Annotated in this window: 15 protein-coding genes; all 15 read right to left on the reverse strand. The window is 31.1% G+C overall.

Annotated features, from left to right (window positions below; all coding sequences use genetic code 11):
* Window positions 1-23: 23 nt before the first annotated feature.
* Window positions 24-338 (reverse strand): ribosomal L7Ae/L30e/S12e/Gadd45 family protein, encoded by a 315-nt coding sequence (locus A7L45_RS13170; RefSeq protein ID WP_187350212.1) that lies wholly within the window; start codon window positions 336-338, stop codon window positions 24-26.
* On the reverse strand, window positions 328-594 hold the full coding sequence (gene rnpM, locus A7L45_RS13175) for an RNase P modulator RnpM (protein ID WP_071613209.1): 267 nt from the start codon (window positions 592-594) through the stop codon (window positions 328-330). The genes A7L45_RS13170 and rnpM overlap by 11 nt, the downstream gene beginning before the upstream one ends.
* A gap of 11 nt (window positions 595-605) precedes the next feature.
* Window positions 606-1787, reverse strand: coding sequence for a transcription termination factor NusA (nusA, locus tag A7L45_RS13180; protein WP_076605253.1), 1182 nt, complete (start codon window positions 1785-1787; stop codon window positions 606-608).
* Window positions 1788-1803: 16 nt separating this feature from the next.
* Window positions 1804-2265 (reverse strand): ribosome maturation factor RimP, encoded by a 462-nt coding sequence (rimP, locus tag A7L45_RS13185; RefSeq protein ID WP_071613210.1) that lies wholly within the window; start codon window positions 2263-2265, stop codon window positions 1804-1806.
* A 203-nt stretch (window positions 2266-2468) separates the two neighbouring features.
* Window positions 2469-6806, reverse strand: a complete 4338-nt coding sequence (locus A7L45_RS13190; protein WP_071613211.1) for a PolC-type DNA polymerase III — start codon at window positions 6804-6806, stop codon at window positions 2469-2471.
* 24 nt (window positions 6807-6830) lie between these two features.
* The gene (gene ispG / locus A7L45_RS13195; RefSeq protein ID WP_071613212.1) at window positions 6831-7880 is read right to left on the reverse strand and encodes a flavodoxin-dependent (E)-4-hydroxy-3-methylbut-2-enyl-diphosphate synthase; all 1050 of its coding nucleotides are present in this window, start codon (window positions 7878-7880) and stop codon (window positions 6831-6833) included.
* A gap of 12 nt (window positions 7881-7892) precedes the next feature.
* Entirely contained in the window at window positions 7893-8924 is a 1032-nt protein-coding gene (rseP, locus tag A7L45_RS13200; protein WP_071613213.1) for an RIP metalloprotease RseP, read from the reverse strand.
* A gap of 14 nt (window positions 8925-8938) precedes the next feature.
* A complete protein-coding gene (gene dxr, locus A7L45_RS13205; RefSeq protein ID WP_071613214.1) occupies window positions 8939-10099 on the reverse strand; it encodes a 1-deoxy-D-xylulose-5-phosphate reductoisomerase in 1161 nt (386 codons plus the stop codon).
* 417 nt (window positions 10100-10516) lie between these two features.
* Window positions 10517-11323 carry a phosphatidate cytidylyltransferase gene (locus A7L45_RS13210; protein ID WP_071613215.1) on the reverse strand — a complete coding sequence of 269 codons (807 nt, stop codon included), beginning with the start codon at window positions 11321-11323 and terminating at the stop codon, window positions 10517-10519.
* An 11-nt stretch (window positions 11324-11334) separates the two neighbouring features.
* Complete coding sequence (locus A7L45_RS13215) at window positions 11335-12063, reverse strand: isoprenyl transferase (RefSeq protein ID WP_151553623.1); 729 nt, start codon at window positions 12061-12063, stop codon at window positions 11335-11337.
* Between the two features lie 118 nt (window positions 12064-12181).
* Window positions 12182-12739 carry a ribosome recycling factor gene (gene frr / locus A7L45_RS13220; RefSeq protein ID WP_071613217.1) on the reverse strand — a complete coding sequence of 186 codons (558 nt, stop codon included), beginning with the start codon at window positions 12737-12739 and terminating at the stop codon, window positions 12182-12184.
* Window positions 12740-12763: 24 nt separating this feature from the next.
* Entirely contained in the window at window positions 12764-13483 is a 720-nt protein-coding gene (gene pyrH, locus A7L45_RS13225; protein ID WP_071613218.1) for a UMP kinase, read from the reverse strand.
* Window positions 13484-13554: 71 nt separating this feature from the next.
* Entirely contained in the window at window positions 13555-14475 is a 921-nt protein-coding gene (tsf, locus tag A7L45_RS13230) for a translation elongation factor Ts (RefSeq protein WP_071613219.1), read from the reverse strand.
* A gap of 108 nt (window positions 14476-14583) precedes the next feature.
* Window positions 14584-15288: a 30S ribosomal protein S2 gene (gene rpsB, locus A7L45_RS13235; RefSeq protein ID WP_071613220.1), complete on the reverse strand. Its 705-nt coding sequence runs from the start codon at window positions 15286-15288 to the stop codon at window positions 14584-14586.
* A gap of 269 nt (window positions 15289-15557) precedes the next feature.
* On the reverse strand, window positions 15558-16334 hold the full coding sequence (codY, locus tag A7L45_RS13240) for a GTP-sensing pleiotropic transcriptional regulator CodY (protein ID WP_071613221.1): 777 nt from the start codon (window positions 16332-16334) through the stop codon (window positions 15558-15560).
* Window positions 16335-16345: the final 11 nt, after the last annotated feature.

The following is a 16345-nucleotide window of genomic DNA, read 5'->3' on the forward strand; positions in this document are numbered from 1 at the left end:
ATCATTCACCCCCGAAATTTAATTTATTCAATGTTTTCATTCCATAAGCTTAATAGCTTATTCGTCATTTTTTTATCGTTTACGCATAAAACATTAATTTCTGGTCTACCTAAACATTTACCTAAAGTTTCATTTGAAACACCTTCAATAAGTGGTATAACATTTTTAATAGATAATCTTTTAAACTTATCTTTAGTATTTACAGCGCTTTCCTCAGATAAAATTATAAGGGTTCCTCTACCATGTGATAGTGCATCTTCACACTGATTGTAACCTTCAATAAGTTTACCTGCTTTTTTAGTTAAACCCAAAAATTGAAAAAATTTATTATTCATGATTTATCTCATCCTTTAGCTTTGCATAAATTTCTTCGCTTATTTTGCCACCTAAATTTCGCTCTAACCTTTTTGTCTTATAAGATTTTTCAAAACATTCTATGTTCATGCAAACATATGCACCTCTACCTGGTTTTTTCCCTATTAAATCTATAGAGATTTCGCCTTCTTTACTATGGACTATGCGCAGTAGTTCTTTCTTAGGTTTCATTTCCATACACCCTGTACACATGCGCTGAGGTATTTTTTTAACTTTCATAAAACTATCACCTACTCCTGTGTAATGGTTTCAATTACTTGCTCTTGCGTTGATTGATCTTTAACTACTTGATTATCAATTACTTCACTTTCATCTGCTTCACTTTTAACTACTTCATTTACATCTATTTCATTTATATCCATGTTGTATTGAGCTTGTGTTCTACTTTTTATATCTATTTTCCAACCAGTTAATCTTGCTGCTAATCTAACATTTTGGCCTTCTTTTCCAATAGCTAAAGATAATTGATTATCTTCCACTATGACCTTTGCAGATTTAGAAACTTCCTCAACTACTACATTTAATACCTTTGCAGGACTTAAAGCATTTGAAATATATTCTTCAGCTTTCTTGCTCCATTTAATAATGTCAATTTTCTCATTTCTTAATTCATTAACTATGCTTTGAACGCGAACACCCTTAGGTCCTACGCAAGCTCCCATAGCATCAACATTTTCATCATTTGAGTATACTGCAATTTTAGTTCTTGAGCCAGCTTCTCTCGAAATACTCTTAATCTCGACAACTCCGCCAAAGACTTCTGGTACTTCTAATTCAAATAATCTTTTTACAAGACCTGGATGAGTTCTTGACACTCCAACTTGAGCACCTTTAGTAGTGTTTTTAACTTCAACAATGTACAATTTTAATTTTTCATTAAAATTATATTCTTCACCTGGCATTTGTTCATTAGCTCCGAGTACAGCCTCAATTTTACCTAAATCTATGAATACATTGCCTCTGTCTTTTCTTATAACACTTCCTGTAATAATATCAAACTCTTTGGTTATAAATTCATTGTATATTATATTTCTTTCTGCCTCTTTAATTCTTTGAATAACTACTTGCTTTGCAGCTTGCGCAGCTATTCTTCCAAATTTTCTTGGAGTAACTTCAATATCAACAATATCATCTATTTGATATTTATGGCTGTACTCTTTAGCTTCTTCTAAGGATATTTCACTAGCTTCCTCAACAACTTCTTCTACAACTGTCTTTTGACCATAGACATGTATTTCTCCTGTTTCTCTGTTCATTGTTACCTTTACATCTTGACTATTATTTGATAGTGTAGCAAAATTTTTCTTATATGCTGCAACTAACGCATCTTCTATAGTTTCAAAAAGTAAATCCTCACTAATTCCCTTTTGGTCTACAATTTCTCTCAATGCTTCAATAAATTCTTGATTCATTTTAACAACTTCCTCCTTACAGCACTGGTTTTAAACTTACGATGGAAATATTTTCTTTTGGAATAATTATATTATTCCCATCATATTGAATTTCTATTTGTGCATCAGAAAATCCTACTAAATCGCCCTCAAGTTTTTTAGTTCCCTCATATAGGCTCTTTAAATTAACTAGTACATTCTGACCTATGTATTTTTTTAGATGATTATCATCATATAAAATCCTCTCAATTCCTGGTGAGGATACTTCTAAACAGTAACTATCTGTTATTGGATCTTCAACGTCTAATATTTCACTTATGCCTCTGCTAGTCTTTTCGCAGTCTTCCAAAGATATTCCACTTGAACTATCTATATAAATTCTCAAATAATTTTCTCCAGCTTCTTTTACATACTCCAAATGATATAATTCACAATTGTTTTTTTCAACTATTGGCAAAGCGATTTTTCTAAGCTTTTGCAACAAGGTATCATTTCTCATTCTAACACCCTCCTTTTATTAGTATTTTATACTATTATTAACATAATTAATCATAATATTATAATTAAAACGCAACCATGAGTTGCGTTTCAATAAATAGAGAGTAGGCGGGCCTACTCTCTTGCAATAAAATAACTAGTGATAACTAATATCTATTATTCTATCATATAAAATCCGCTATTTCAAGGGTTAATTGCATTTCCCTAAAAAAACGACAGCTGATTTGTATCAGGAAGATCCTTCAAACACCCATGATTATCTAATGCTTCGATAACTGTTTTAGACACTTTGCAGCGAGTTCTCAAATCTTCTTTTGATATGAACTCTCCATGCACTCTTTCTAGCACTATACTTTTAGCAGCATTTTCACCTACCCCTTCAAGTGCATTTAAAGGAGGTCTTAGTGAATCTTCTTCAATTGTAAATTTAACTGCCTCTGACTTATAAAGATCAACATTTAATAATTTAATTCCTCTTTTATACATTTCAAAAGATAACTCAAGAGCAGTTAGAAGTCCTTTTTCTTTCACTCCTATATCCTTACCTAAATCTTCGAGTTCATCCATTTTAACTCTTATAGCACTGTCACCCTTTACTATCAAGTTTGCATCAAAATCATCTGCTCTTATAGTAAAAAATGTAGCATAATATTCTTTTGGGTAATAAACCTTATAATATGCTATTCTAATGGCCATCATTACATATGCTACTGCATGACCCTTAGGGAACATATACTTTATTTTTTTACATGATCCTATATACCAATCCGGAACGTCATGCTCTTTCATTATTTTCTCATGTTCTTCTGAAAGTCCCTTACCTTTTCGTACTTTCTCCATAATAGTAAAAGCAGTCTTAGGCTCAAGATCTTTATGCAATAAATAAACCATTATATCATCTCTTGTAGAAATACAATCTTTAAGCGTTGTAAATCCTTCTTTAATATAATATTGTGCATTATTAATCCATACGTCAGTACCGTGAGATAATCCTGAAATCCTTACTAAATCTGAAAAAGATTTTGGTTGTGTATCTAAAAGCATTTGTCTAACGAATTTTGTACCAAATTCTGGTACTCCATAACTTCCCACTTCACAACCCAATTCCTGAGCTGTAAGTCCAAGTGCCTTAGGCGAAGTAAATAAGCTTATAACATTATCATCAGATAATGGGATAGTTAAAGGGTCAAGTCCCGTTAAATCTTGAAGCATTTTAAGCATTGTAGGATCATCATGACCAAGAATATCAAGTTTAAGTAACCTACCACTTATAGAATGGTAATCAAAATGTGTTGTAATAATATCTGATGTTGGGTCATCCGCCGGATGTTGCACAGGGCAAAAATTATATATCTCATTGTCACTTGGAACAACCATTATTCCACCTGGATGTTGTCCTGAGGTTCTCTTAACGCCAGTACATCCTTGTACAAGCCTCTCAATTTCAGCTTGAGGTACCATAACATCTTTTTCATTTAAATATTTTTTCACATAACCATAAGCAGTTTTATCAGCAATGGTTCCAATAGTTCCAGCCTTAAAAGTATGTCCTTTTCCAAACAGCACCTCTGTATATCTATGTATGTCTGCTTGATTATCCCCTGAAAAATTCAAATCTATATCCGGTTCTTTATCTCCTTCAAATCCTAAGAATGTTTCAAATGGAATATCAAAACCATCTTTTTTATATAATGTTCCACAATCAGGACATTCTTTATCAGGTAAATCGGCACCTGAACCAATAGATCCATCTAAAATAAATTCACTCTTTTTGCAATTAGGACATATATAGTGTGGTGGCAACCCATTTACTTCTGTTATATTAGACATATTAGCTGCAAAAGAAGATCCAACCGAACCTCTCGAACCTACCAAATAACCATCTGCAAGTGATTTTGCTACTAATTTTTCAGCTATCAAATAAAGCACAGCATATCCATTTCCAATAATAGAATTTAATTCTTTCTCCAATCTTTTTTCAACTATCTCAGGCAATGGATCGCCATATATTGAATGAACTTTATCTGATGTCATCTTTCTGATATCCTCTTCTGCACCAGGTATTTTAGGTGTAAAAGTTCCATCTGGTATTGGTTTTACAAATTCTATCATTTCAGCAATTTTATTTGGATTATAAATTACAACTTCTTTACATTTTTTTTCTCCTAAATATGAAAATTCACTTAGCATCTCATTTGTAGTTTTAAAATATAATGGTGGTTGATCATCCGCATCTGAAAACCCTTTACCTGCCATCAATATTTTTCTAAAAACTGCATCTAAAGGTTCTAAAAAATGTACATCTCCTGTAGCAACTACTGGCATATTATTTTTATCACCAATAGTGCATATCCTCCTATTAATATCCATTAATTCACTTTCATCTTTTACTATTCCTTTTTTAATCATAAATTTATTATTTAGTAAAGGTTGTATTTCTAAATAATCATAGAATTTTACTATTTTATTAATATCTTCTTCAGATTTTCCTTGAAGCACTTCTTTATATACTTGTCCAGCTTCACACGCCGATCCAACTATAAGGCCTTCTCTGTACTTTTCAATTAAAGTTTTAGGAAGCCTTGGCCTTCTATGAAAATATTCTAAATTTGAAAATGAAATAAGCTTATAAAGGTTCTTTAGTCCTATTTGATTCTTTACCAAAATGATAACATGATAAGTGTTCGCCTTTTTCACATTAAAGTCAGCTAGAAATTCTTTATTTAAAGTATCTAAATCTAAAATGTTTTTTTCGCGAAGTAGCCCAAAACAATGTAATAGTATGTCTGCGGTAGCTTTAGCATCATCTACAGCTCTATGATGATTTTCTAGGGTTATACCCAAATATTTGGCTACTGTATTTAACTTAAACGTTTTAAGGTCTTTAAGTAAATATTTAGCTAAAGGAATTGTATCCATAATTGCATTCTCAAACTTCAAGCCTAATCTCTGTGAATTTTTTTTAATAAAAGATGCATCGAAGTCAGAATTATGTGCTACGAGCACACTATCTTTTGTAAACTCTAAAAACTTAGGAAGTACATCTTCTATAGATGCTGCATCTGAAACATTATCATTTGTAATTCCAGTTAGTTCTATAATCTTATAAGGTATGTCTATTCCCGGATTTACAAACTCACTAAATCTATCTACTATTTTTCCATTTTCTATCTTCAATGCACCAATTTCTATAATTTTATCATTTTCACTAGATAACCCTGTTGTTTCTAGGTCAAAAACCACAAAACGATCATCTAAAGTTTCACCTTTATTATTAATAACAATTGGGACTCCATCGTCTACTAAGTAACCCTCAACACCATAGATAACCTTAATCTTATTCTTTTTAGCTGCATCCATAGCTTCCGGAAATGCTTGAACCACGCCATGATCAGTTATTGCTACTGCGCTATGACCCCACTTAGCTGCTCTTTCAACAAGTTTCGATGCAGGACTAATACCATCCATAGCACTCATTTGAGTATGAAGATGAAGTTCAACCCTTTTCTCCTGAGCAGTATCCATTCTTTCTATTTTCTTAAGTTTAATTATATCTCTAGCCATAACTACAACTTCTCTTGCATAAGTATCATAACTTGCTTCTCCACGTATCTTGCAATAGAGTCCAACTTTGATTTCTTCCATCATCTTTTCTACTTCTTTAGGTTTTGGAAAACATTTCACTGTAATTGAACTAGAATAATCCGTAATATAAAATGTTATAATTATTCTTCCCGTTTTTGTCTCAATTATATTCACCTTAAAAATATCACCACAAGCACAAATTATTCCTGAAGTCTCACTTATATCTTTTATTTCCATACTTTCATCATTAATGTTTCTTCCCATAATAGTATTTTTATCAGCAACTTCACCCTTTTTGTAACCCGGTCTACTAAACTTATTAGCTTTGTAGCCATTGCTATTATCGTTACTTTGCCCACCACTACGAGGCTTGTCTGTCTTCTCTATATTCATATTTTTAACTATTTCATTAATTATAGTTTCATTTTCTTTTTCTTTTTTCATAAAAGAATCTTCTTTAGAAAGTTCACTGTTATGTTCTAGTTTAACTACTGAATTAACTCCAAACATATCATTTATAGTATTTTTCATAAGAAGTTCTATATTTTTATCTCTTAGAATTTTGCACATAAAATCATTACCACACTGGATTTTAAGTATACCATTCTCAATTATTCTAGTTGACTTAAGTAAACTATCCTTACTTGATGGCTCTGAGATAGATATTACATTAACTACATCGAGCCAAAACTTATCTTTTACATCTTCTATAGTTGCATTTGATACATCATGGTAGCAAATCAACTGTATATCATTAAAACTACATAATCGTTTTGATATAATCTCCTTAATTAGTAGTTTTTTGTTATCATCTGTATCCTCAAAAGATTTAATAATTACCCTTAATTTATTGCTTTTCTTAAGGTACTGAACCCTTAATACCTTAATATTATCTACTAATGTTTCTTCATTTAAATCAAGATCATTTTTCAACATTTGAGCTAGACTTGCGTTCATTGATATTCCTCCTGAGAAGACATGTTATAGGTTATTTACTTCACGAATAAGTTCTTCTACTAAATCTTCTTCCTTAACAGTTTTAATTATTTCACCTTTTTTAAATATAAGACCAACGCCATCTCCGCCAGCGATTCCAATATCAGCCTCTCTTGCTTCACCTGGACCATTAACTATACATCCCATCACTGCAATCTTTATATTTTTATTACAAAATTCCAATCTTTTTTCTACTTCATTTGCTATCTTTATAAGATTTATTTGCGTTCTACCACATGTTGGGCATGATATAAATTTAATTCCATCATCTATATAACCTAATGATTTTAGGATTTCTATTCCAACTTTAACCTCATCTACTACATTCCCAGTTAGAGATACCCTTATAGTATCACCTATACCTAAAGCTAGTAATGCTCCAATTCCTACACTTGATTTTATTGTTCCTCTCCATGTAGTTCCAGCCTCAGTAACCCCAAGGTGAAGTGGATAATCTACCTTGGCTGATAATAGTTTATAACAATCAATCATCATTACAACATCTGATGATTTTATAGAAATAACTATATCGTAAAAATTTAAACTTTCAAGTATTTCGACATGTTTTAGCGCACTTTCAACTAAAGCCTGTGCGCATACATGTCCATACTTTTTAAGAATATTTTTTTCTAGCGATCCTGAATTTACACCAATTCTAATGGGAATCCCCTTCGCTTTGGCTGCATCTGCAACTAATTTTATTCTATCAATATTTCCAATATTACCTGGATTAATTCTTAGTTTAGATACTCCATTCTCAATAACCTTTAAAGCCAACCTATAATCAAAATGGATATCTGCAACTAGAGGTATATGAATTCCTTTCATTATATCTTTTATTGCCTCAGCAGCTACCATATCCGGCACTGCACAGCGTACAATATCGCAACCTACTTCTTCAAGCTCAAGTATTTGTTTTATTGTAGCCTCTACATCTCGTGTATCAGTATTTGTCATTGACTGCACTGCAATCTTTGAATCTCCACCTATATATAAATTACCAATTTTAATTTTTTTTGTTTTTCTAGCTTCCATAATCTTCATCTCCTAGAATTTCATCGGACTAACTATGTCCTTAATAACTATAAACACCATAAACGCCATTAAAAACATAAACCCAATATAATTTATAGTTCCTACCTTACTATCATCTAATTTCTTACCTGATATTATTTCAAATAATAACATAAAAATCCATCCTCCATCTAGCGCCGGGAAAGGTATTATATTAAATATTCCTAGTTGTACACTTAACATTGCTGTTAACATCATTAAATTTACTATTCCAGTTTGCGCAGCCATTGTTGAAATTCTAATTATACTTATTGGTCCTCCTACATCATTAACAGAAACTTTCCCATGAAATAAACTCCCAAAAAATTTGAAAATTAGTTTTGATGTGCTAATAGTTTGAGTAAATCCATAACTTACAGATTCGCCAAAGTTGATTTTTTCTTGTGTACCACCTATTCCTACCATAAATCTTTTTTCTTGTACATTTTTAATGGGCTTCAATGAAAATGTTTTGACCTTTGAATTTCTCACTATTTCAATACTTATATTTTCCCCTTTAGAAACACCAACTTCATTTATAAATTGCTCCCATTTGTCTATACCAACTTTATTAACTTTAGTAATCTTGTCTCCGACCTGCATACCAGCCTTCATAGCCGCACCATTAGGGACTATATCCCCTATTACTGGAACTATTTTCCCTATCGTAGCACCTACAATAGCAAATAAAACCACTGCCAAAACTATATTCATAATCGCCCCTGCAGAAACTATGCTTAATCTTTGAACTGGCGTTTTATTAGTGAAAGATCTAGGATCATCACTACTTTCCTCTTCACCTTCCATCTTAACATAACCACCAACGGGAAAAGCTTTGATCAAATATTCTGTCTCTTTCCCTTTTATTCCAAAAAGTTTCGGACCCATGCCTAAGGAAAATTCACTTACCTTTACCCCATTTAACTTACACATCATAAAATGACCTAATTCATGTATTATTACTAAAAGACTAAATGCTAGAATAGCCATAATGAAATATGGTATGTTCGCTATAATACTATGCATAATAATTTTCCTCCCTATTCTTTATCATAATTGTTTTTTACATATTCCCTAACCTTTAAATCAACGTCTAAAATTTCTTCTAAATTCGGTTTAATATTGTGATCAAATTTATCCATGCATTTTTCTATAATATCTTCTATTTGGAGATATTTAATTTTATAATCTAAGAAGAGTGCAACAGCTACCTCATTTGCAGCATTCATTATAGCAGGCATATTACCGCCCATTTTACCTGCTTTTAATGCTAATTTAAGGCATTTAAATGTATCACTATCAGGTTTTTCAAAAGTTAAACTGCTCATATTATAAAAATCCAATTTATCAATTACAGCTATGTTTCTCTTTGGATAGTTTATGGCATATTGAATAGGAAGCCTCATGTCAGTAGAACTCATTTGTGCTATTATACTACCATCTATATACTCGACCATAGAATGTATAACACTTTGTGGATGAACTACCACTTGTATGTTTTCGTAATCTACTCCAAATAACCAGTGTGCTTCAATAACCTCGAGTCCCTTATTCATAAGCGTTGACGAATCAACTGATATTTTTTTACCCATGTTCCATTTTGGATGTTTAATAGCATCTTCAGGCCTTATCCCTATTAATTCTTGTCTACTTTTACCTCTGAATGGACCACCAGATGCAGTTATTATTATCTTATTAACATTTTCTAACTTATTCCCTTGCAAACATTGAAAAATAGCACCATGTTCTGAATCAACTGGCAAAATATTTACATTGTTTTTTTTAGCAGCTTCCATAACTAGTTCTCCCGCGGCAACTAGTGTTTCCTTATTAGCTAAAGCAATATCCTTTCCGGAATTTATAGCTTTTATAGTAGGAACAAGTCCTATCATTCCTACAACCGATGTCACTACAAGATCAACTTCAGGTAAAGTACTTATGTAATTTAAGCCATCTAATCCATGCAATATTTCCGTTGGATATTTTTTTAAGGCGCAATGTTTTTTAAGTTTTAGTGAAGCTTCCTCATCCATCATGGCAACATATTTAGGTTTAAATTCCTCTATAATAGGTATAATTTTCTCATAATTAGTATTTGCAGAAATTCCTATAATAATAAAGTTTTTAATATCCGATCGAATAACATCTAAAGTTTGAGTTCCAATTGATCCCGTAACTCCTAAAATAGTAAGTTTTTTCATTTAATCTCCCCATTCCTATAATGTTACAATTTATAATTATTATGTCATCAAAAATAAAAATACTAGAGCTATGCCAATGTATGTAATTATGTCCCAAACAACAAATAGAATATCATGTTAATATCTTCAATTTATTTCTATTTTTTTGCATATTCGTAGTGTTAAATATAACATAGTTAGCTACTAAAATAAAGTATTTAATACAATATACAATTTGTAACATTCTTTTCAGCAAGCTATTTTTTGTAATATTATATTCATTATTAAGTTCAGATATTAGTATAAAATATAACACCGTTATTTTTTTAATGCTTTATGTAATAATAAAATCATATAAGGTCATCAATGCCAATTCACTCTGAATTTTTTTGCACCCTGCCCAATATATGATTTTCTTAAGCAATAAACTATATAAATTTATATCTTTATTATAAATGTAATATAATAAAATACTACCACAGACACAAATAAAATACTATCAAAACGGTCTAAAATTCCACCATGCCCCGGTATAAGATTACTGTAATCCTTAGCACCTACATATCTCTTTATCGATGATGCAATTAAATCTCCAAACTGTCCAAAACCGCCACACAAAACACCAATTATAGCATAATGATATAGTTCTATATGCACGCCATATTTTGAAATAACGTATCCATAGATCATACATCCTATAGTACTCCCAAGTAGGCCACCTATCGACCCCTCTATTGTTTTATTTGGACTAACTTTAGGACAAAGCTTATGTTTGCCTCCTTTGCCTAAAATCCTTCCAGAATAATAAGCTAAGGTATCGCATCCCCATGAACAAATGAATATAATCCATACTAAATATTGACCATAAGTTTTATTGTCTATAAACACTATAAAACTAAAAAATACTGCTACATACAAAAATCCGAATAAGGTAAGCGCAACATCTACAAAATTGTAACTTGTATAAACCACAGGAATACATAATAGCAAGAAAATTGTTGCAATTAAAATATATATATTAAAACTTTGTGAAAAATCCTTGTTCATATTTAAGTAATATACTATGCATAACACATATCCTATAAGTGCAATTGGCTTATAATGTTTTTTTCTAGAAACTTTATAGAACTCATACATACCAAAAAGTGAAATTACCATTACAATATATTTTAAATACACCCCACCTAAAAATAAAAATATTATGAATGGAGCTAAAACAAGAGCCCCTATATACCTATTATTCATGATTTTCTCCCCTATTTAACCTTTCCAAATCTTCTATCTCTTTTTTGATAATCCATTATTGCACTTTGTAACTGCTTCTCATGAAAATCTGGCCAATTAATGTCCGAAAACCAAAGTTCTGAGTATGCACCCTGCCAAAGCAAAAAATTACTTAATCTTAATTCACCACTTGGCCTTATTATTAGATCCGGGTCTGGCATTTTACTTGTATACATGTATTTTGAAATTAATTCTTCATTTATTTGATCCTTAGATATTTTTTTATTAATTAAATCTGATGAAATCTCTTTTACAGCATCTACTATTTCACTTCTTCCTCCATAATTTAAAGCAAGATTTAAAATCAATCCTTTATTATTCTTAGTTTTTTCATATGCATTATTTAATTCTTCCCTACATATCAAAGGCAATTTCGAAATATTACCAATAGAATTAACAACAACATCATTAACGTTTAATTCTTCGACTTCTTTTTTTAAATACTCCACTAACAACTTCATTAAAGAATCAACTTCTTTTATAGGTCTATTCCAATTCTCAGTTGAAAATGCATATAATGTTAAATATTTAACCCCTAACCTGTCACATTCTTTTACAATTTTCCTAATTGCCTCAACACCGGCCTTATGTCCAAGTGCTCTAGGCAAGTTACGCTCTTTTGCCCATCTACCATTTCCATCCATTATAATTGCAATATGCTTAGGAATTTTACTCATATCTAAGCTTGGTTCATTACTCATAACTTTATTCTTTTTTAAAAAAGCGAATAATTTTTTCAATAAAATTTCTCCTTTTACTAGTTATAGTGTAATTTTAAATAGAACCTGCATAAATGCAGGTTCTATTTAAAACTAAGGACTAAACTGACATTATTTGTTTTTCTTTAGTATCAATTATTTTATCTACTTCTTTAATAAATTTATCTGTTTCCTTTTGAATGATATCTTCTGTTTTTTTAACTTCATCTTCAGAAATTTCGCTATTTTTTTTAAGTGTTTTGATTTTATCATTAGCATCTCGCCTTATAGACCTTATAGCTACTTTGCCTTCTTCTCCGGTTTTCTTAATATTCTTCATTAAATTTTTTCTTGTTTCTTCCGTAAGTTCCGGAATAATTAATCTCATTGATATTCCATCATTTGATGGATTTAATCCCAAATCAGATTTTAATATAGCTCTTTCTATTTCTTTCATAGAAGATTTATCCCATGGCTGAATTAATAATACTCTCGCCTCTGGTGCTGATATGTTTGCAATTTGGCTTAATGGCACTAGACTACCATAACATTCAACATTAATTCTATCCAGCATTGCAGAATTTGCTCTTCCTGCCTTCATACTTGATAACTCATGTTTCAAAACTGCAATCGTCTTTTTCATTTTTTCATCAGCAATACTAATAATTTCTTTAATCATAGAATTCCCTCCATTTTATATTGGTTATTTAGCAGAATCAGATACTAAAGTCCCAATTTTTTCACCTAAGACTGCTTTTTTTATGTTTTCTGGTTTATCAAGTCCAAAAACTAATATAGGTATATTGTTGTCCATACATAATGATGTAGCCGTAGAATCCATAACTTGAAGTCCTTTTTCAAGGACATTAATATAACTAAGTTTATTGAATTTTTTTGCATCATCATATATGTGTGGATCTTTATCGTATACTCCATCAACCTTTTTAGCAAGGAGTATTACTTCAGCTTCTATTTCTGCTGCCCTAAGTGCTGCCGCTGTATCCGTTGAAAAGTATGGATTACCTGTTCCAGCCGCAAATATAACAACTCTTCCTTTTTCCAAATGCCTCATAGCTTTTCTTCTTATAAATGGTTCTGCTACTGCCTTCATCTCAATGGCAGTTTGTACTCTAGTATTTACGCCTATATTTTCCAAAGAATCTTGAAGTGCTAATGCATTAATACAAGTTGCCATCATTCCCATATAATCTGCAGTAGTCCTGTCCATACCATCTCCGCTTCTACCACGCCATATATTTCCAGCTCCGACAACTATTCCTATTTCAACACCTAACTTAACTAATTCTTTTATTTGAAGTGCTATAACATTTGTGAATTCAAAATCTATTCCAAATCCTGTATCACCAGCTAAAGCTTCTCCTGAAATTTTCAACATAATTCTTTTGTATTTAGCAACCTCCATAAACATTGTACCTCCTGATTTAAAGTATTACTTATTTTAAAAAAGAGAACACTTTGTGTTCCCTTTAATTTCTATTTACCTTGCACTTGTCTTTGTACTTCTTCAGCAAAATTTTCTTCTTTCTTTTCTATACCTTCTCCTCTTTCAAATCTTTCAAATCTTGTTACCTTTATCTCAGCACCAAGTTTTTTCGATTCTTCTTTAAGATATTTAGTAATAGTATAGTCAGCGTTCTTAACCCAAACTTGTTCAAGTAAACAAACTTCTTTAAAATATTTATTAACTCTACCCATAACCATTTTCTCTATAATTTTTTCTGGTTTTCCTTCGTTTATTGCTTGAACCCTATATATTTCTTTTTCTTTTTCTAAAGTATCTTTATCAACACATGTATTATCTAAAAACAAAGGACTAGCGGCCGCAATTTGCATTGCAACATCTTTAGCAATCCTAATTAATACATCATCTTGCTTTTCGCATGAAAGTTCCACTAAGACTCCTATTCTTCCACCACCATGAATATAGCTTTGAACAACGCCATTTTCAATAGAAAATTTTTGAAATCTTCTTACAGACATATTTTCGCCTAATTTTGCTATTAAAGCTGTAACTGCATCATTAATAGTAATTGTTTCATCAGCCATACATTTTTCAGAAGTGAATTCCTCGATAGTTGTTGAATTAGTTTGTGCTGCTTGTTTCGCTGTGTTATTTGCTAAAGTAACAAAATCATTATTAACTGCAACAAAGTCTGTTTCACAGTTAACTTCGACTACTGCTCCAACTTTCATATCTTCTGAAATATATGTACACACTAATCCTTCTGCAGCTATTCTTCCAGATTTTTTTGCAGCTGCTGCCAAACCTTTTTCTCTTAGAAGTTCAATTGCTTTTTCCACATCACCATCTGTTTCACTTAGAGCTCTTTTACAATCCATCATTCCTGCTCCAGTTTTTTCTCTTAACTCTTTAACCATGCTTGCAGTAACCATTATTAATTCCTCCTATTCCTATCTAATTTAAAAGGTAAATGAAAGAATTAACTTCCACCTACCCCTCACTGTTATACTCATAATTATTCTATTAGATAAATCTAATTACTATTCTTCAGTTAATTGTTCGCCTTGTCTTCCTTCTATAATAGCATCAGCTAATCTTTCAGTTATCAATTTAACTGCTCTTATAGCATCATCATTACCTGGAATTACATAATCAACTTCATCTGGATCACAGTTTGTATCGACTATTGCAACTACAGGAATTCCAAGAATTTTAGCTTCAGAAATAGCATTTTTTTCTTTTCTTGGGTCTACAACAAATAGAGCTCCAATTTTATTTGCATCCATGCTTCTAATTCCGCCTAGATTCTTTTCTAGTTTTTCTCTTTCATTTAGAAGATGACTAACTTCTTTTTTAGGAAGAACTTCAAATATTCCGTCTTCTTCCATTTTATATAATGTTTCTAATCTTGCTATTCTTGTTTTGATTGTTTTAAAGTTAGTTAACATTCCACCTAACCATCTATTGTTTACAAAATGCATTCCTGCTCTTACAGATTCAAATTTAATAGCTTCTTGAGCTTGTTTTTTTGTACCTACAAATAGAACATCCTTACCTTCTTCAGATACTGATTTAATGAAATCATATGCCTCATCTATTTTTCTAACTGTTTTTTGTAAATCGATGATATATATTCCGTTTCTTTCTGTAAATATGTATGGAGCCATTTTTGGATTCCATCTTCTTGTTTGATGTCCAAAATGTACACCTGCTTCTAATAATTGTTTCATTGATATAACTGCCATTAATAATAACCTCCCTGGTTTTTACCTCCATTACCATCATCTTATTAAAGACCAAATATTGGCACCCTTCAATAATTAAGCAATGTGTGTATTTTCTCACTTTTGTAGTATAACATAAGGTAATAATGTATTCAATAAAAATATTTAATATAATTAAATCTTTTCTTGAATTATATTACTACTCTACCAATTAATATTCTCATTTCATACATATTTATACTTTATTAAGTTAATTTTTTTAAGGCAGAACAAAACTGTTCTGCCTTAGACTATTTTATTTTTTTTAGTTCATCCATTAATTTCTCATTTAATATTTTAATATGTGTACCTTTCATTCCAAGCGATCTTGATTCGATTACTCCTGCACTTTCAAATTTTCTTAACGCATTAACTATAACAGATCTAGTTATTCCAACTTTGTCTGCTATTCTAGACGCTACGAGTAATCCTTCACTGCCATCTAATTCATTAAATATATGTTGTACTGCTTCAAGTTCTGAATAAGATAACGTTCCAATAGCAAGTTGCACTACTGCTTTTTTTCTTGCTTCTTCTTCTATCAAATCATTTTTAGCCCTTAAAATTTCAAGACCAACTATCGTAGCACTATATTCAACTAAAACTAGATCATCTTCTGTAAACATCTTATCGAACCTTGAAAGTAAAAGAGTACCTAATCTTTCTCTATTACCATTTATTGGTACTATAGTGGTCATTTTATTTTCTACTCCACATTCCTTATCATCTTGGAATACGCAAATATTTTCATTTGTGAGGTTAGCTTTCGTTTCATTAATGTTCAGCAAGGTGTTATTGTAATCCTCTGGAAACCTCATATTTTTTATGATTTCATCCTTTACAACTTCACATTCAAACCCACTTGATAAATCATAACCCAATATTTTTCCTCTTCTACTAATAATATATACATTACATTGCAATACATCGCTCAATAAATTACATATATCATCAAAAACTACTGGTTCTGTTCCAGATTTTTGTAATATTTTATTCAACATTCTCGTTTTATCTAATAATGACACAATATTCCTCCTCG

Source organism: Clostridium estertheticum subsp. estertheticum, from assembly GCF_001877035.1.
Classification (GTDB): Bacteria; Bacillota; Clostridia; order Clostridiales; family Clostridiaceae; genus Clostridium_AD; species Clostridium_AD estertheticum.

What these genes read in the sequence shown, in the direction of transcription:
- ispG (WP_071613212.1), bottom strand. Translation starts at nt 7,880, where the DNA reads ATGGAAGCTAGAAAAACAAAAAAAATTAAAATTGGTAATTTATATATA.
- dxr (WP_071613214.1), bottom strand. Translation starts at nt 10,099, where the DNA reads ATGAAAAAACTTACTATTTTAGGAGTTACGGGATCAATTGGAACTCAA.
- A7L45_RS13210 (WP_071613215.1), bottom strand. Translation starts at nt 11,323, where the DNA reads ATGAATAATAGGTATATAGGGGCTCTTGTTTTAGCTCCATTCATAATA.
- tsf (WP_071613219.1), bottom strand. Translation starts at nt 14,475, where the DNA reads ATGGTTACTGCAAGCATGGTTAAAGAGTTAAGAGAAAAAACTGGAGCA.
- rseP (WP_071613213.1), bottom strand. Translation starts at nt 8,924, where the DNA reads ATGCATAGTATTATAGCGAACATACCATATTTCATTATGGCTATTCTA.
- frr (WP_071613217.1), bottom strand. Translation starts at nt 12,739, where the DNA reads ATGATTAAAGAAATTATTAGTATTGCTGATGAAAAAATGAAAAAGACG.
- rpsB (WP_071613220.1), bottom strand. Translation starts at nt 15,288, where the DNA reads ATGGCAGTTATATCAATGAAACAATTATTAGAAGCAGGTGTACATTTT.
- A7L45_RS13215 (WP_151553623.1), bottom strand. Translation starts at nt 12,063, where the DNA reads ATGAGTAATGAACCAAGCTTAGATATGAGTAAAATTCCTAAGCATATT.
- rnpM (WP_071613209.1), bottom strand. Translation starts at nt 594, where the DNA reads ATGAAAGTTAAAAAAATACCTCAGCGCATGTGTACAGGGTGTATGGAA.
- A7L45_RS13190 (WP_071613211.1), bottom strand. Translation starts at nt 6,806, where the DNA reads ATGAACGCAAGTCTAGCTCAAATGTTGAAAAATGATCTTGATTTAAAT.
- nusA (WP_076605253.1), bottom strand. Translation starts at nt 1,787, where the DNA reads ATGAATCAAGAATTTATTGAAGCATTGAGAGAAATTGTAGACCAAAAG.
- rimP (WP_071613210.1), bottom strand. Translation starts at nt 2,265, where the DNA reads ATGAGAAATGATACCTTGTTGCAAAAGCTTAGAAAAATCGCTTTGCCA.
- pyrH (WP_071613218.1), bottom strand. Translation starts at nt 13,483, where the DNA reads ATGGAGGTTGCTAAATACAAAAGAATTATGTTGAAAATTTCAGGAGAA.